Below are 17,446 nucleotides of genomic sequence, written 5' to 3' on the forward strand. Positions count from 1 at the left end.
GTCGCGCGGCATCACACGCCCGCCTTCGTCACGCGCCAAGGATCGGCGCGTGCGGACCGATCGATGAATGCGAGGATCTCGCTCAATCCCGGCTCGCGCAGGCCGTCGAACGGCACGCCACCAAGCGCCCATTGCGGGTTGATCCCCGGATCGAGCGTCAGCGCCTCGCCCCAGACGGCATAGAGATCGCCGAGTTCGGCATCGTCCCACGCCACCTCGTCCTCGGTCCGGGTCCGGCCGCGGGTCTTCGATTCGTGGTGGATCAGCTCGATCTGCGGGCAATAGCGCACCCGATACCCCGCCGCGCGCGCGCGCAGGCAGACGTCGATATCGTTATAGGCGATCGGCAACCGCGCGCAGTCGAACCCACCGATCTCCGTCAGAACGTCGCGTCGCATCGCGAGAAAAGCGCCGGTCACTGCCGCCGCGTCGTGCTGCGTCACATACCGCCCGCCGGGTCCTGGATCGTCGAACGCGGCATGACGCCCCTCGTGCAGCGGCAGGCCTTCGCCGGCACCGAGCACGATGCCGGCGTGCTGGACGGTCATGTCGGGATACAGAAGACGCGCGCCGACGATGCCCGTTTCCGGATCGGACAACAGCCGGTCGAGTTCGCTGTCCCACCCTTGCGTCAGCATCACGACGTCGTTGTTCGCGAACAGCAAAAGGTCGCAGTCCGCCGCCCGCGCGGTGGCGATCCCGAGCATGTTGGCGCGCGACCAGTTGAACGGCTCGTCCATGACGACGACCGCATGACCGGATCGCGTGGCGTAGTCGTCGAGCAAAGCGTGCGTCGCGGGCTCCCGGCTCCGGTTGTCGACAATGATCACGCTGATCCGGTCGGGCTGGTCTGCCACCGCGAGGAGACTGTCGACCGCCTCGGTCAGCATCGCCGCTTCATCGCGGGTAGGTATGACGATGGCGATGCGCGATCGCCGCGCTGCGATCTGAGGTGCCGTGGCATCGATCGGTGATGCCGCCCCGCGTAGCTCCGTCGCGGCCGATCTCTCCACTCCGTCGTCGTACAGCGATGCGAGGATCCGCGGAACATGCGCGACCGGCGATGCAGCCGCTCGCGCGGCATCGATCATCGCGGCCCGCAAGTCAGCGCCCGATAGCGTGTCGCCGTCGCGGGACATTCGGAGGAGATCATTCTGCGCCGCGACGAGACGGGGCGGCACCGCTGCGCGCAACGACGAATCGTCGACACCGTAGAGTATCGGATCGGCATGACGCTGGCCGCGCGCCCAATGGCGTCTGACATGGTCGTGATCGCATGTGACCGCGGCCGCGCTCGATCGTGCCGCAGCATAGCGCAACCAAGCCAGCGCATGGGGATGCAGAATGACGCCCGCATCGATGCTGACCAACAGCCCAGGTCGCGACGCATAACCACCATCGTCGTCGAACCCGATCCGTGGATCGGTGATCGTCATGCTGGCGACCGGATGGTCGGCGATTCCGGACGCATCGACCAACCGCGCCACCCAGGACGGATCCGACTGGTCGAGCAACGCGGTCAACGTCACGCGCACCGACGACGCCGTCGCCGCCCGACAATCGATCGCGAGCGTGATCGGCACGCTCCCGTCGTCGGCCACCGCCGAGAGCGGCGGCGGCGGCCGCATCGCGACGTCAGATCGGAACCGGTCATACGCGGCCATCGGATAGGCCGATGTTCCGATCCAGGCCCGCAACGCCTCGTTCGCGCCCGCCAGCGCCTCCGCCACCGCATCGAGCCGGCACCACATCGCCTGACGATCGATGGTCGCCGCGGGGATCAGATCGCGAGCGCCGAGATGGACGAGTTCGCCCAGCGCGGAGTCCAGCGTCGGATCGAGGCGCAGTGCCTGCGCATATGCCGCGACCGCCCCGGCACGGTCATCCTGCATCTTGAGCAGATGACCGAGCTGCAGATGCGTGTCGGCGCTGAACCGGTCGATCGACAACGCACGGCGATACGCGTCGCCCGCGGCCTGGATGCCACCCGATTCCTTCAGTGCGTGACCCAATTGGACCCATAGTCCGGCGTTGCGCGGCTGAACACGCACCACGGCGCGATACGCATCCGCTGCTGCCAGCCAGTCGCGGCGATCGCGCGCAGAATCCGCGCGTGCGATCAGCGCAGCGACCGCGTCATCGGATGCGATCACGAAACGCCGACGGCAACAGGCGCGAGTCGGTCCGATAGCCGTTCGGTGAACGCCTCCATCGTGAACATCGCCTCATAGACCGCGCGCGCCGGCGCCCTCACCGATTCGCGCAATGTGCGATCCTCGATCAGCCGGGCCAGCAGAGCGGACAGGTCGGCCGCGCGCGCGGTCGGATAGACGAAGCCCGACACCTCGTGCTCGATATAATCCGACGTCCCGGTGCTGTCGCTGCACACGATCGTCTTGCCCAGCGCCAGTGCGTCGGACGCCACCAGCGGTAGCGGATCGTCCCGCGACGGGACCAGCACGATGTCGATGTCGGCCAGGCAATACCAATAGTCCGGATGCCCCTTTTCACCGTGAAAATGGATACCGTCCTGTCGCTGCCACGTGCGCCGGACCTTCTCCTGAAAATCGGGATCGTGATCGCGGCCAAAGAAATCGAGCGTGGCGTTTGCGCGCGTGCCGGGCGGGAGCATCGCAAAGGCCTGCGCGGCGATATCCTGGCCTTTGCGTGGTTCGAACGATCCGAACACGCCGATCCGGACGACGTCCGACCGCGCCGGTACGGGATACAACTCCTTTGGATCCGCTATCCCAGTCTCGAGCAAGCGCGAGGACACGCCATGCCGGCGCAGCGCCGCCGCGGTCCGCGTACTGACCGCGAGGATGTTACGCGCCGATCCCAGCACGGCGCGGAACCCGTCGGTGTCGCGCACCATCTCGTCGATCAGCCCGGATTCGTGAATGTACCAGCGCACTTCGGTCTCCGAATCGAGCTGTTTCACGGCGCGCCAGCCGATGACGGTATTGACGATCACGGTATCGAAATTGCGCGCGAAATCACGGAAGCTCGCATGGTCGGTCAGCGCAAGTGCATCGATGATGACGGGAATATCGGCCTCGGCAAGACGGGCGCGCATCGGTCCGTCGGTCGGGCACGTGACGACGACGAATGCGCCCGACTGTTTCAGCGCGATCGCCATGTCCGCCGCGACGCGCGGGGCGCCGCTGTTCGTCAGGTCGTGCGATACGATGAGGATGTCGGGCCCGTCGCCAGCGTAGCGCAGTGTGGCGGGGTGGATCCGATAGGGTTCCTGCGAGTCGATGTAGCTGATCCCGCTCATCGTTGGCGGGAAATACGGATCGTCGGCGATCAGTGACGGAAAGCGCTTGAGCAGGAAGATATCGGCTTTGCTCTTCTTCCAGCGCGACCCCGTGGGCAGATCGGCATCAACGCCGATCGAGGCGCCGATCGAGGCATGGCCGATATGGATCAGTTCGGCATGCGGCGTATAGACCAGCCGGTATCCCGCCTCGCGAAGCCGCAGGCTGAGATCGACGTCGGAATGGGCGATGCCGACGTTCAGCGCATCCCACCCGCCAAGGTCCCGGAATAGCTCGGTCGGCATCGCCAAGCACGCGCCGCACAACAGGCCGACGTCGCGCGTCGATTGCGCCAGGTTGAAATGCGCTGCCGTATCGCGCGGAAAGGCGTGGAACGTCGTTCCCGTCAGTTGCCGCAATCCGACCGCCATGCCGGCATATTGAATGCGGCCATTCTCGTAGAGCAGCTTGGGGCTGACGCCGCCGACGCCAGGGCGGACGAGCTGCTCCAACAGCGCCTCGATCCAGTCCGGCGTGATGACCAGCACGTCGTCATTGTGGAATACGACATAATCGCCCTGCGCGACCGCGGCACCGGCGTTGCATTTTGCGGAGAAATTATACGGCGCATCGAAGATCGCGAAACGGATGCGCGGCCCGTCCATCCACTCGCGACACTGCGCCGCCGTCCGCGAATTGGTGACGATCACGATCTCGTATCGGGGATAAGCGGTCCATGCGACGATCGACATGACCGTCCGGACGATATGCCCGGCATCGTCCGACGGGATGATGATCGAGACGAGCTGATCGAACGTCGCATAGTCCGCACGCGGGCGATTCGATGCCGGCAACGCGACCGCACGACCGGTCCAGCCACGGCGATCCATTGCCGCCTGAACCGCAGCGATGTTGGTCAGCCGCGCCTCGGGCTTGCCACCGCTCGCAGCAGACCCCTCGATCATCCGCCAGCCATACAGGACGTCGCGGATGTGCTGAACGGTCGGCGCGGTCTCCGAAATGCGGAGCGCAAGATCATAGTCCTGCGAGAAATCATACGCGCTGCGAAAACCGCCGACCGATCGGACGAGCGTCGATCGATAGACCGACAGATGCCCGGTATACATCACCGACAGCAGCAGCGCCGGACTCCAGTCGGGCTTGGTCAGCAGTTCGTCGGGCTGATCGTCGATCCCGATCTTGCACTCGTCGCTGTAGAGCCAGTCGGTGTCGGGTGACGCATCGATCCGCGCCGCGACGATTTCGAGCGCATCGACGGTCAGCATGTCGTCATGATCGAACAACGCGACATATGCACCGGTGGCGAGATCGAGCGCGCGGTTGGTCGCCTCCGCGATCCCGCCATTGCGCCGCGATGTGGCAAATTTTATCCGCGCATCGGCCGCGCAGAACCGCGTGACGATGTCGGTCAACGCAGGTTCGCGCGAACAGTCGTCGACGATGCACAATTCCCAATTGGCATAGGTCTGCGCGAGAACGGAGAGGATCGCCCGCTCCAGATACACGACCGGCGAGCGGTAGATCGGCAGCAGGATCGAAATCGTAACCCCGTCGGTCACGGTTCCGACACGGTCGTGATCGAGCCGGAACCGCCGTGCGAGATCGCGCTGACCGGTCCGGTAGCGGTCGAGCACCCCGCCGGCCGGAAAGCCATCGCTACCGTCATCGCCGCTGGCATCGCTAACGCCGCGCGCGACATCGTGCAGCGGCACCACGCCGAACATCGTCACCACCTCGCTTGCGGTCGCGGCGGTCGCGGCGTGCAGATCGCGGACCACCGCATCGAACTGGTCGGGATCGCGACGCAACAGATCGAGCTTGGCCAGCGCGTACCGGTCGGGGGACGGCCTGCCTTCGCCGGTGGCGGTGTCGCCGAGCAGCCGTTGCACCACCTCGCTCGCGGCGGCGATCCGTTCGTCTGCAGGGCGTATCGACGCCAGGGGCAACGGCGGTGGGCGAACGCCGACGTCCGACGGCGCGAGCAGGTCGAAGGTCGCGCAGGCGAGGGCCTGCTTCCGGCCAAGGAAATGCACGTAGAGTTCGAGCGCGCTTTCGCCGCCGACCGGCGATCCGCCAAAGGTTTCGAGGATCCGAGCGGTTTGCAGCCCGGCGATCGGCGCCACGCCCGCGGCGTCGCCATAGTCGAGATAATGCGCGAACGTCGCGTCGGCCGCGGCCATGTCGGGCGTCGCTTCGCGGTAGCGCAGCGCATCGAACAATGGCGTCGGGCCGGCGCTCTCGTGCGGGGCATGCGTCAGATAGTGGATGATCGGTATGACGCCCGTCCGGGCCGCGGCGGGATGGTGTTCGCGGTACCAGTCGCCGGCGAACAGCGGATGCGGATCGAGCCCGTTCGGACCGCCGATCTTGAGAAAATGATCGAGCGGGTTCGTGCCCGGCGGTAGTTCGCCCGTCACCTGCGCGCGGTAGAAGCGACTGTCGAACAGCCGGTGCGGTTCATGGCCTTCGGCGGCGCCGACGGTCGTATAATGCCGTGCCGCATCCAGGTCCGCGCCCACCCCATAGCGCTGTCGGTACCAGTGCGCGTCGAACAGCGGCGAGGTCTCGATTGCATCACCGTGACCGACGATATGGTCCGGCATCAATGCGGCATCCGATACCTGGACATCAACCGCGAGGACGACCGGGTCGCGGGTCGGATCGGTAGAAAACGCGTCGCGTGCAGCCTCGATGTCCGCGGCGAGTTGCGGATCGCCAAGCTCGGTCGCCGCATCGGCATTGGCGTCGAGCGCATAGCCCGCGACATAGGCGAAACACGCGGCCGCCTGCCGGCCGCGCATCTTGTGCAGATGACCGATGTTGACGAGCAGGTCCGAATCGCGCGAATCAAGCCTGTAGGCGGCGTGATACGCCTCCATCGATGCGCCGAAATCGCGCACTTCCTTGAGCGCGTGCCCGAGTTGAACCTGGATGGCGAAATCGCCGGGAAAGGTCTCGAGGTGACGACGATAGGCATCGATCGCCCCCGCCCAGTCGCGGATGTCGCGCGACGCATCGCCTGCGATCCGCGCCGGCGATCGCGCCGCGGATCCGGCCCCGGCTCTGGACGCAGCGCCCATCAACCGGCCGAAGCCCGTCCGAAATAAGTTGTTCATCGGTCTCTCTTATTTCGGGGCCTTCACCGCCCCACTATAAGATCAAGCCGCACGAAGGCCATAACCGATCAAAGTATAGTCGTACAATTTTGGGTCATACCTCCTTATAACGGGTGACGCGTACATTCTTCATCGCTACGACCCGATCATGCAAAGTGCGTCATCCTCGCCGGCTAGTGCCACAGCACTTGAGATCGACATGGGCCCATTCGACTTTTGGCCACCCCGATCGAGCCGAATTCAAGGGCTTGGCGGTTCCGAACCCTCCGAAGACCCGGCCTATGTCTTTCATACCCGCTATGTGTCGCTGGAGAGCAGCACGGTCCGCTGCTCGCTCGTCTTTACCGGGCTGACCGCAACGCTTGGCTCGATGATCGTTCGGGTCAACGCGTTGCCGCTCGACGGATCGCGCCCGGCCGAGACGATCAAGACCTGGCCGATCGCGGTGAAGGAGATCGTCGCGGCCGGCGGGACCATGCGGCTCACCTTCGATGCGGTCGACGGCATGCAATATGCGGTGCTCGGGCATCTCTATACCGAGACCGACGCCATCGCGCAGTCGTTCACGATCCTGCTCGATGCCGCCGTCCGCCAACCGCATTTCGAGCAGCAGGTCGAGGCGGCGCGCAAGTCGATCTTCGGCCAACGCGTGTTCCGTCGCGCCTCGCGGTTGCTGGCACATGGGAAGGCGACGCTGGCCGATCCGGTATCGCAGACCTGCACCGCATCGCAGTTCAACGAGCCCGCCTATGACCAGTGGCTCGAACGTCTCAAGCTGGCGAAGCACCGCCATCGCAAGCAATGGGAATTCGTCTATATCCTGCAGACGCTCGAGCGTTACGGGATGCTCAAGGCGGGGGCGCGCGGTTTGGGCTTCGGTGTGGGCATCGAACCCCTGCCCGCAGCGATGGCGGCGATCGGGTGCTCGATCGTGGCGACCGATCTAGCCGCCGACGACGTCCGCAGCCGCGACTGGAGCCTGACCAACCAGCATAGCGAAGGCCTCGACCAGCTTCGCTATCCCGAGATCTGTCCAAACGACGTCTTCGATCGCAACGTCGCGTTCCGCGTTGCCGACATGAACGCGATTCCCGCCGACCTGCGCGGGTTCGACTTCACCTGGTCGTCGTGCGCGTACGAGCATCTCGGGTCGATCGAGGCCGGTCTCGATTTCGTCCGCAACGCGGTCCAGTGCCTCAATCCAGGCGGGCTCGCGGTACACACCACCGAACTCAACCTCACCTCAAATGATGCGACGATCGATAGCGGCGGTACTGTCCTGTTCCGGCGTCGCGATTTCGAACGGCTCGCGGTCGATCTCGTCTCGCGCGGGCATTTCGTCGCGCAGATCAAATACGATCTCGGCGACACGCAGCAGGACGCCTATGTCGACGTGCCCCCCTATTCGGCGGACAACCATCTGAAGCTCGCGCTCGGTCAGTATGTCACGACCTCGTTCGGGATCATCGTCCGCCGCGGCGATCGTTGACGCGCGGTGACGCCGGCCGATCAGGCCTGCGTCATCATGCCATCGCGACGACCGCGTCGATCGTCGCTTCGACCACGTCGATGTGCTGGCCCCAACTCACCGGCCGCCACCGCGCCATCCGGTCAAGTTGCGCGGCACGACGCGGCGATTCCGGTCGCGAATAGGCGATGACCGCCTCCAGCCACCCAAGACCATCGAGCGGATCGAGATAGTCGGGCGCCTCGCCGCCAACCTCACGCAAGGCGGCGATATCACTGCAGATCACCGGCAGCCCGGCGGCGAGCGCTTCGCTGACCGGCATGCCGAAGCCCTCGGCAAACGAGGGCAACAGCAAGGCCTGCGCGCCGCCGAGCACCGCCTGCATCTCGCGATCGGACATGTTCGACGCCTCGATCACATGGCCCGACACCGCGGCACAGCGCTCGATCATGTCGATCGCATTTTCGTTTTCCCACCCGCGCCGGCCGATCAGCACGAGCTTCGGCGCCGCCGTGCCGAGCTTCTCGGCCAGCCTGCGCCAGACGTTGAGCAGCAACAGATGGTTCTTGCGGGGCTCGATCGTCGCGACGCACACGAAATACGGACCGTCCGGAACCGATGACAGGATTGCCGGGCGAGCGGACGGGAGCAGCTCGACCGGGTCTGTCCCGAGATGCGCGACGCGGACGACACGCTCGCTGCGCGCATCGGTCAGATGCCGGCCAACCGCATCGATCGTCGCTGCCGAATTGCCGATGATCCCGCTGGCATGACGGTCGATCGTCCGCATGACGTCGCGGTGCCGCGCGTGACCGTCGATCCGCGCGAACTCCGGGTGGGTCAGCGGGATCACGTCGTGGATCAGCGAGATCAGCCGTGCGCGTTCGCGTTTCAGGATGGCCGCGACCAAATCGATATCCTCGAGATGATGATGCGATGCCTGGAGATAGATGCGGTGGCGGTCATCGGTCGGCACCGGCCGTGGCCGAAGGGCCAGAAGGTGCCGGTTGGCGGCAGCCCGCACCGCATGCGGATCGAGCACGTCAGGGTTCCGCCATCGCGCATCGGTGAAGCTGAGGAACTGCCGCACCGCCCCGACCGGCAATCGCCCATAATAGCCGCCCGCGGGATGCACCGCCGCAAACGCCAGTCGGTCCGGAATACGGTTGAGCAATTCGCGCGCATAGACGAACTCGACGCGATCGATCCCGGTCGGCGTCACATGATAGGATCGGCTCAGCAGCCGCGACAGATCGAGCACGACTTCCGCGTCCACGCTGGCGCGCCCACCAAGCCAACGCGGCACCAGAGTCCGGGTAAGCAGCATCGGCGCGAACGCGCGAAACGGCTTCAAACACCGTCCCCGTCATGCATGTCGGGCACATCGGGTCCACCGTCCGCGTCCCGGTCGGCGTGCACCGTGCCTACCGGCCCGCGGGTCAGGCGGCGTTCGGCGTGCCGTACGAGCATCGCGATCCCTGCGTCGCTCAGATAGCCGCCGGGAATCAAGCAGCGATCGATCAGCACGCGCTTGAACGCATCATACAGCGCCGTGTCGACCGGCGGCGGATCGGCCCAGAAAGTGTCCAGCGGTTCGCGCCGGACGATTCCTTCGATATCGTAGATCGCCTCGCCGAGCACTGCCACCGGCACGCCCGAGTTCAGCGCCAGCGTGCCGACCGTGCTGTTGACGGTCACGACCGCGCGGGCCTTGGCAACCAGATCGGAGATGTCGCCGTCACCGATATAAAAAACCCGATCGGCGACCTTGTACCGCTGTGCCTCGCGGCGGACGAACCGCCGCCAGCTCGACAATCCGCCGTCGAGCGGGTGTCGCTTGACGATCAGGTTGACCCCCGCCGGGGCCGACCGTGCAAAGCTCTTGATGATGAACCGCAGCGCCGCACGCATGTCGCGAAACGGCGAATGGACGCGGATCTGATAATCCGAATTCAATTGCAGCGGCAGCGCGAAATACGGGGTGTCGCGGATCGCCGTCATCAACGCGGCGGACCGCCTGCGCTCGCGGCGCTTGGTGACGAAATGCACTGCCCAGCCGAGCGCCTCGCTCAACATCGCGGCGGAGCGGTGCGACCGATAGAATGGATATAATGGCCGGGTCAGCGCGCTGAAGATCGTATAGCGGCTGGTCTCGCGCAACCGTCGTGCGAAGCTCGATGGGACGGGTTCCACCGGAGGAAACCCCGACAGCCGGCCAGCCTGTTCGCGATACCAGTCGCCATCACGCGGCAATTTCGAGTTCCCGTTCACGCCGTCTTCTTGCAACGTCATGAAATCGGGGCGGATATAGCCTTCCTCGAAGACGTGGACGCGAATGCCACGCAGCTTGGCCATGCCGTGCGCAGAGGCGTGATGCGGCCTGCAATCGCCAAAAAGAATGACGTCGGTGACGAGATGATCGACGACAAAATCGTCGAAGAACAGCGGCCAGCCCTTCAGCGAGCTTCGATAATCGGTCGAGAATCCGCTCCAGTCGGCGCGATCACCGCCATTCAGGTTGATCCGGCGTACCGCATGCCCCTGCATGGCCAGCGCGGACGCCAGCTGGTCGAAAAAGCCACCATGTGGTCCCTGCAGGAAGAGAAACGTCTGCTTGGCGTCGGTTGCTGGCGTCATCGAAGACCTGTCGCGAGTACGATGCCCCGCCGCCGGACTCGTCCGAGTATCTGGCGCATCAGGGTGAACGCGGTATCGGAGCGCCCCTGCCCCGCCGCGATGCGGGCAACGAGCGTTTCGACGTCACAGAATAGTCCGGTGACCGGATCGATATACCGCGGGTACAGGATCAGCGTGCCGGCAACGAGCTGATCGATCGTCAGCATCCGACGACGCCGGTCGGGTTGCTCGACAAGGTCTTCGGTAAGCCCCCAGCCGGAGAAAAAGGGGCGGCCATGTACCGTCACGGGGCGTCCACGCATCAGCGCCTCGAACCCGGTCAAGGATGTCAGCACATGGACGGCATCGACCCGTTCGACGAGCGACAGCAAGGCACTGTCCTGATCGATCCGATCGACCCATTCGACGGCGGCCGACGGCGACACATGACCTTTTCGGTGGCCGGCGACGACATCGGGATGCGGTCGATAGACAATGAACGCGTCGGGCTCGCAACGCCGTACGCGGGCCAGGAATTCGACGTTCGAGGTCACCCCGCCGCCGCCGCACAGCACCGAGCGATCGTCCTCGACCTGCCCAATCGCGAGTACGCACCGTCGATCGGGCAACGGTGCGAACGCCCCCGCATCGATTCCGTATTTGCCGATATGAGAGTCGCAGATCGTGCCACGCAGACGTCGTGCCCGATCGATCAGCGCGTCGGAAAACGCGTGCGTCTGCAACAGGGTCTCCAGATCGCTTGGCTGTGCAGGGTCGTAATAGACGCCGCACGTATCGATCGTCACCGAACTCGGCACGCGGCCATCGGCGCCAAGGCCGCTCGATCGCACGAAACCGTCCTCGACGATCTGTAGCGCGAGTCCCGCCGCTTGCACGTCGCGCGCGTAATCGGACGGCATCCGAGACGCCCAGCCGGCGATCGCCCGCCCCGATCGACGCGCCGAGGCTAGCGCCTTTTTCGCGGAGGCGGCATCCGGGCTCCGTCGCCCGTCCCACAGGAACCTGCCGATCGTGGTGCGCTTCCATCGCGCCATCCCGGTCATCACACCGATTTTGCGGTTGGCGTCGAGCGTCCTGCGCCACCCCGCCAGCCGCGCGATCGTCTCGGCCAGCGTCGCGGGGCGATCTTCGAACGGATCGTGGCACGCAAACGCGGTCAGCCGCTCCAGACAGGCATGTTCGATCCGCGCGGGATCGACGATCGCCCCGCCCGCGTCATGCACGGTCACATCCGACAGCCAGGCGACGATCGCCAGGTCGTCGTCGGGTTCCGCGCAAACCAAGCGACCATCCGCAACCTGCGTCCAGGGATCGTTCTCGCCGTCCCAGAACGCGCCGCCGACGCGCGCCATACGCAATGCGTCCAGCGCAAGACGCGCCTCTGCAAGACTGGGTGGAGTGCCGCCCGCCACGGTGATCGCCACCGGCGCCACCCAAGGAAAAGGTGGTGCGCGCAACAGCGGCAGGACGCTGGTCCTGCGGTCGCTCGTCATGCTGCGTGACGACATGCCGCCGCGCTTAGCTCGCATGTTCCCGAACACCGGCGGCGACCAGCCAGCCAAGGCCATACACCACCATCAACGCGATGAAGAGCGTGAGCAGCGATAGCGCGCGCTTGGGATATTCGGAGCGGACCGGCATGTTCGCGTCGACGATCCGGACGATGTAGAGTTGCTGGCGCACCGCCTGCTGGCGTGCCGCTTCGAAAGCCGCGGAGGCCGCGTCGTAGCGTTTCGACAGGAACCCCTGCTGCATGCGGAGGCGCTCGTAATCGCCCAGCCCGGCAGCGATCGCATTGCCGCCGCCCGCGAGCTTGGCGGATTGTGCCGCGACTTGGGACTGCAACGACCGCACTTGCTGCGACAGGGCCGCGTATTGCGGGTTGCGCGTGCCGATCAGGCTGACCGTCGTCGCCAGCTGCGACCGGGCGGCGGACAGTTCGGCTTGGAGTTTCGATACCAGGCCGATCTGCGCTTCGGCGGTCCCTTGCGGGTTCACGTCCCTGCTGTCCTGCCGAAAATCGGTCATCCGCGCTTGTACCTGAGACAGCGCCGCTTCGGATTCGGCGAGTTGCTGGTGCGACAGTTTGACCGCATCGGCATAGGACCGGACGTTCATCGTGTTGACCTGGCCCTCGCCCAATCCGAGCAGCTTGCGGGCGATGACATAGGCATCGACCGGCCGGAACGCGCGGACCTTCAGCGTCGTGATGCCGGTGTCGGTGTCGTAATGGACGTCGACCTGTTTGCGGTAATATTTGAGTAGCGCCTCGGGGGTCGGATCGGCGGTGGGCAATCGGCTCAGACCGTCGGCCTCGGGGCGGCGGAACCGGGCGATCAGCGCGCTCTGCTTGCTCAGGGCATCGACCGCGTCGTGCGACAGGAGGAAGTCCGCGACGCTGTTGGCCTCGCCCTGGCCACCGCCACCGCCGCCGCTACCGCTCGCGCCGAGCAGCTTCTCGATACTCGACCCGCTCGATGCCGGCGCACCCTGCGCGCGCACCAGATAATGCGCTTCGGACTCATACTGGTCCGCGGCAAAGCCGTAGAGATAGAGCGCGGCGGCCAGACACGGCAGCAGCACCACGACGAAGAACCAGCCATATTGCGTGCGGGCCTGACGCCATCGCTCCCCGAGGCTCGGCAGCGCCGCCGGTGCGGCGGTCGCCGGGGACATGAAACCGTGCACCATGATATTCTCCGAGGGTGGACCGCCAGTAAAGGCCGAGTATAGCGCCGTCACGGATCGTCACGGCATATGTATCTTGCGCTTGACGGCAGCAATCGCCAGCAGACCGATCAAGGTCGATCCAAATATCCAGCCCGCGAGATACCATGCGTCGATAAAGTACGGCACCGCGCTGATGAACCATCCGTATCGCAACATTTCAAAAATATGCGACATCGGAATGACCGAAAAGAACGGCCTGAACTTTGCCGGCACCCATTGCATCATGATGAAGACACCGGACAATGGCAGCATGATGTACGCAATCGGATGGACCAATCGTCCCATCGCTCTGTTTTCGAACGTAAAAGCGCAGACGATGAGCGAAAGACCAAAGGCCAGGAAGAACATGCACGCCACGCCCAGGCACACGTAAAGAGGGCGTGCGGGAAGATCTGACAGGCCGGTCGCCACCGCCAGCCCCATCAAGATCATGAACGACAGGATACAGCCCGCGGCTTCGAGCAGCGCGCGCGCGAGCAGGACGTCGAAGATCGTCACCGTCTTGTGATACAGAAGCGGGAGGTTGGCCTCCAGCGCGCCCTCGGCACGCCCGAAGATGCTGCGGAACATGATGAATATGCAATAGCCGATCAGCGCGAACGGCACTGGCTTGATGTCGCTGCCGAAATGCCCGCCGGTCTGCTGATGCAGCAAGGCGATCATCGTCGCCAGCATCATCGGCTCGAGAATGAGCCAGACATAGCCGATATTGTCGCGGCCATAGCGCGTATGCAATTCGCGCATGATCAGCGCACCGATCACGTTTCCCTGGACCTTGAGGCCCCGACGCAGCGTGCCGCGCGGCTGGATACGGGTCGCCATCTACTCCCACCCCTTCGGCATGTGGCGACCGGTCCGTGGGGCCTTCGCCAAGATCGTGTCGTACATCGCCCCGAGTCGCGCGCGGTAGCGATCCTGCGTGAACAATTGCGCCTGCTCGGTGCCGGCCGCCACGAGCCGGCCCGCCAGCGCGTCGTCGGTATCGAGCGCGAGGATGGCGGCGGTCAGCGCGCCGACGTCGTACGGATCCACCATCAGCGCCGCCTGCCCCGCGACCTCCGGCAACGAACTCCGATCCGACGTTATGACCGGGGTACCAAGCTGCATCGCTTCGAGGACGGGAAGCCCGAACCCCTCGTACAATGACGGGAAGATCACCCCCTTGGCGTTCTCGATCAGCTGCAGCAACAGCGCGCGCGGCAGATATTGCAACCGGATGACCTGGCTCGCGACGCGCCTGCCAAAGGCATTGTGCGATCCGGCCGCTCCGGTCGCGAGCAGGCGAAGGTCCTCGTCGGCCTGCCACGCACCCGCGCCGACCAGGACGAGCGGCGTCTTTACCTGGCTGCCGAGATAGGCCTCGATCAGCCGACCGACATTCTTCTTGGGTTCGATCGCGCCATAATACAGGAAATAGCCGCGCGGCTTCAGCCCGAACAACGCGGTGACGTCGCCGACATGGTCCTGCCGTGTCTGCGCGGTCGAGACGCATTGATAGGTGTTGGTGATGCGGTCCCCGGCAATACCGAACTGCGCGATCACATCGTCACGACTCGACTCCGACACGGTGCAGACATGGTCCGCCTCGCGCACGATCGTCTCGGTCATCCGGTAATAGAGCCGCTTTCGGTCGAGCGTCGCATAGGGCAGCTTGAGCGGCACCAGATCATGCAGCGTATAGACGTTGCTCGTCCCCTGCATCCGGATCGGCACGGGGTAGGTCCAGTGCATGATGTGCGGCGGATCGGAGACCCGGATCGGCAGGAACCGTCCGGTCCGCGCAAAATATCGGTCGGCACGCTCGAACAGCCGCGCGGAACTCATGATCCGCTCGAATCGCGGCAATCGCCGTGCGATCGCGCCCTGGACGATCAATCCGCGCATCGGAACGTCGAACATCTGCGTCCGCCGATACTGGCCGAACCACTCCCGCACCGCCCGCACCGCCGCGAGCCCGGGGCCTTGCGGAATTCCCCGCCCGAGCGCCTCGTAAAACAGGATCTCGCGCAGCTCCGGATGAATCCCGACCGGTATCCCGAATACGCCGTCCAGACGCACGCCCAACGACGTGATCGCGTCGCCAAGAGCCTGGCCATAGGTCGCGACCCCGGTGCCATGCGGCAAAGCGAGGTTGAACCCGTCGATCGCGATCCGCACATCAGCGTTCACCCGCGGTCTCCATTTCGGGCCACACGCCATCGGCGATCCGCGCGTCGATCAGCCGGTCGTACAGCGGCGTCAGTCGCCGGCCGAACGCCAGCGGCTTGAAGACCTCCGCTCGCGCCAACCCGCGCCTCGTCAACGCGGCACACAGGACATCGTCGGCGACGATCCGCCGGAGCCCTTCGGCGATCGCCTGCGCATCGATCGGATCGACCAGCAGGCAGGCGCCGCCTGCAATCTCCGCCAGCGCGCCACCGTTGGAGGTGAGGACCGGCGTTCCGAGCGCCATCGCTTCCGCGACCGGCAAGCCGAACCCCTCCTCCAGCGACACGCAGACGAGCGCCCGCGCGTTGCGGATCAAATCGATCAACACCGACCTGTCCTGGTACGGCAGGACCAGCACGCCGACGCGTTCGAGCTCGCAGCGCAACGCATCGCCATCAGCGCCATCGCTACCAAGGGGCCCCGCCATCACCAGCGGCACGCCGCAGCCGCTGGCCCGCCACGCGACCGCGAGCCGGGCGAGGTTCTTGCGCGGCTCGATCGTTCCGCAAAAGAACAGATAGCCGTCTGGGCACAGATCATACGGCAAGACGCCGCCGCTACGCCCAAGGCGAGCGCTGGGCGGGTCGCCGGAACACGGCGTGCCCGCCTCCTGCGTTCCGGCGAGCCCGACCAACCCGCCGCCGCAATCCCTGATCAATTCAGACGGGATCGGCAACATCTCGAGGAAGGTCTGGCGCGCCCAGGCGGATACCGTAACGATCCGGTCGGTCTGCGCGGCGATCGCCATCAGGCACGCGCGCAATCGCTCCGCAGCGACGGGGGACAGATCGGGCCGGCGCAACGGGATCACGTCGTGCACGGTGTGGACGTTGATCCAGCCCTCGACGACGGCAGGGATCGGATAGGTCCAATGCATGATGCCGACCGGCTGCGGCGGGGTGAGCCGCAACAGCGTACCGTGCCGCGCGAAATGGACCTGCGCGAGCCTGAAGATGTCGCGCCGCCACAAGCCCGCGGTCTCGCCGTCCGACGTTGCGCGTACCGGCGCCCGCCCGGCCGCAATGGGTCGTGCGGAAACGCTGCGGGGTCGCGAAGACCATGCCGAGAGCCATCGCGATGCCGCCGCCCGCCGCGTGCTCGACGCACCGAAGCGGCCGACGGAGTCATCGCGCAAGGCCAGCGTGGTACGGCCCACCGCGGCGAGCGCGGCGAGCACCGCCCGACGATAACTCGCAACCCCCGTACCGCCAGTTCCTGCCAATCGCGCGTCGACGGCGATCTTCACCTTCTTATGGAGGGCTTGGTCGAGTACAGCCCCAGATGTCATCCCTTCCATGCGGAGCATTCGACGCGATGATCGCCTTCGAGAACGTCTACAAGAAATATCATGGTCGCGGCTTTCAGAACCCGGTTCTGAACGACGTCAACATGATCATTAAACGCGGCGATAGTATTGGTGTATGTGGCGCAAATGGCGTCGGAAAGTCGACTCTGATGCGGATGATTTCGGGGGTCGAGCCGCCAACGTCTGGCATCATCAAACGCACCATGACGACATCCTGGCCGATCGGCTATGCCAGTGCGTTCCAACCCGGGCTTACCGGCGCTGACAATGCCCGCTTCATTGCCCGAATCTATGGCCGGGATCCGCAAGAACTGCTCGACTATGTTCAGGATTTTGCGCAACTGGGTTCCTATATTCATGAACCTGTCAATACCTATTCGGCAGGAATGTCCGCACGTCTTGCATTCGGCGTCTCCCTCGCCATAGACTTTGATTGCTACATCGTCGATGAAATTACGGGCGCTGGAGACGAACGTTTCAGAATCAAGTCGGAAGAAGCACTTACCGCACGCCGCGACCGTGGAACCCTAGTCATGGTATCGCACGATACCCATGCATTATTTCGATATTGCGAACGCGGTGCGGTGGTATTCGGCGGGGTCGTCACGTTATATGATACGATTCAGGAAGCCGCCGACGTGCACCATAGACTACAAAGCTTTCCGCCATCGCCACGTTGATTTGATTGTTTTCATCTTTG

The 17,446-nt window shown here is 64.9% G+C and carries 11 protein-coding genes; 2 read left to right on the forward strand and 9 right to left on the reverse strand.

Annotated elements, in window-relative coordinates; translation table 11 throughout:
• Positions 1-11: 11 nt before the first annotated feature.
• Positions 12-2,153 carry a glycosyltransferase gene (locus U1763_RS07780; RefSeq protein WP_332754758.1) on the reverse strand — a complete coding sequence of 714 codons (2,142 nt, stop codon included), beginning with the start codon at positions 2,151-2,153 and terminating at the stop codon, positions 12-14.
• On the reverse strand, positions 2,150-6,397 hold the full coding sequence (locus tag U1763_RS07785; protein WP_332754759.1) for a glycosyltransferase: 4,248 nt from the start codon (positions 6,395-6,397) through the stop codon (positions 2,150-2,152). The genes U1763_RS07780 and U1763_RS07785 overlap by 4 nt, the downstream gene beginning before the upstream one ends.
• A gap of 301 nt (positions 6,398-6,698) precedes the next feature.
• Between U1763_RS07785 and U1763_RS07790 the strand changes: the two genes are divergently transcribed.
• A complete protein-coding gene (locus tag U1763_RS07790) occupies positions 6,699-7,886 on the forward strand; it encodes a class I SAM-dependent methyltransferase (protein ID WP_332754760.1) in 1,188 nt (395 codons plus the stop codon).
• 34 nt (positions 7,887-7,920) lie between these two features.
• Here the strand turns inward: U1763_RS07790 and U1763_RS07795 are convergent, their stop codons facing one another.
• Genes U1763_RS07795 through U1763_RS07825 form a run of 7 tightly spaced genes read right to left on the reverse strand, consistent with a single transcriptional unit; the run spans position 7,921 to position 16,728 of the window.
• Positions 7,921-9,192: a glycosyltransferase family 4 protein gene (locus tag U1763_RS07795; protein ID WP_332754973.1), complete on the reverse strand. Its 1,272-nt coding sequence runs from the start codon at positions 9,190-9,192 to the stop codon at positions 7,921-7,923.
• A 23-nt stretch (positions 9,193-9,215) separates the two neighbouring features.
• Positions 9,216-10,502 carry a capsule polysaccharide biogenesis protein gene (locus U1763_RS07800; protein WP_332754761.1) on the reverse strand — a complete coding sequence of 429 codons (1,287 nt, stop codon included), beginning with the start codon at positions 10,500-10,502 and terminating at the stop codon, positions 9,216-9,218.
• Complete coding sequence (locus tag U1763_RS07805; RefSeq protein WP_332754762.1) at positions 10,499-12,010, reverse strand: capsular polysaccharide export protein, LipB/KpsS family; 1,512 nt, start codon at positions 12,008-12,010, stop codon at positions 10,499-10,501. The genes U1763_RS07800 and U1763_RS07805 overlap by 4 nt, the downstream gene beginning before the upstream one ends.
• 10 nt (positions 12,011-12,020) lie before the next feature.
• Positions 12,021-13,193: a KpsE/RkpR family capsule polysaccharide export protein gene (locus tag U1763_RS07810; protein ID WP_332754763.1), complete on the reverse strand. Its 1,173-nt coding sequence runs from the start codon at positions 13,191-13,193 to the stop codon at positions 12,021-12,023.
• A gap of 57 nt (positions 13,194-13,250) precedes the next feature.
• Positions 13,251-14,054 carry an ABC transporter permease gene (locus U1763_RS07815; RefSeq protein WP_207901118.1) on the reverse strand — a complete coding sequence of 268 codons (804 nt, stop codon included), beginning with the start codon at positions 14,052-14,054 and terminating at the stop codon, positions 13,251-13,253.
• Positions 14,055-15,401, reverse strand: coding sequence for a glycosyltransferase family 4 protein (locus U1763_RS07820; RefSeq protein WP_332754764.1), 1,347 nt, complete (start codon positions 15,399-15,401; stop codon positions 14,055-14,057).
• Positions 15,391-16,728, reverse strand: coding sequence for a glycosyltransferase family 4 protein (locus U1763_RS07825; protein ID WP_332754765.1), 1,338 nt, complete (start codon positions 16,726-16,728; stop codon positions 15,391-15,393). Before U1763_RS07825 ends, U1763_RS07820 begins: the two co-directional genes overlap by 11 nt.
• 26 nt (positions 16,729-16,754) lie before the next feature.
• On the opposite strand from U1763_RS07825, the gene U1763_RS07830 reads away from it, so the two are divergent.
• Positions 16,755-17,426, forward strand: coding sequence for an ABC transporter ATP-binding protein (locus tag U1763_RS07830; RefSeq protein WP_332754766.1), 672 nt, complete (start codon positions 16,755-16,757; stop codon positions 17,424-17,426).
• Positions 17,427-17,446: the final 20 nt, after the last annotated feature.

The organism is Sphingomonas sorbitolis (assembly GCF_036663875.1).
Taxonomy (GTDB): domain Bacteria; phylum Pseudomonadota; class Alphaproteobacteria; order Sphingomonadales; family Sphingomonadaceae; genus Sphingomonas.

Excerpts from the sequence above, each read along its gene's own strand:
- U1763_RS07785 (WP_332754759.1), bottom strand. The coding sequence starts at position 6,397 with ATGAACAACTTATTTCGGACGGGCTTCGGCCGGTTGATGGGCGCTGCG.
- U1763_RS07795 (WP_332754973.1), bottom strand. The coding sequence starts at position 9,192 with ATGCTGCTTACCCGGACTCTGGTGCCGCGTTGGCTTGGTGGGCGCGCC.
- U1763_RS07800 (WP_332754761.1), bottom strand. The coding sequence starts at position 10,502 with ATGACGCCAGCAACCGACGCCAAGCAGACGTTTCTCTTCCTGCAGGGA.
- U1763_RS07805 (WP_332754762.1), bottom strand. The coding sequence starts at position 12,010 with ATGTCGTCACGCAGCATGACGAGCGACCGCAGGACCAGCGTCCTGCCG.
- U1763_RS07810 (WP_332754763.1), bottom strand. The coding sequence starts at position 13,193 with ATGGTGCACGGTTTCATGTCCCCGGCGACCGCCGCACCGGCGGCGCTG.
- U1763_RS07815 (WP_207901118.1), bottom strand. The coding sequence starts at position 14,054 with ATGGCGACCCGTATCCAGCCGCGCGGCACGCTGCGTCGGGGCCTCAAG.
- U1763_RS07825 (WP_332754765.1), bottom strand. The coding sequence starts at position 16,728 with ATGACATCTGGGGCTGTACTCGACCAAGCCCTCCATAAGAAGGTGAAG.
- U1763_RS07830 (WP_332754766.1), top strand. The coding sequence starts at position 16,755 with ATGATCGCCTTCGAGAACGTCTACAAGAAATATCATGGTCGCGGCTTT.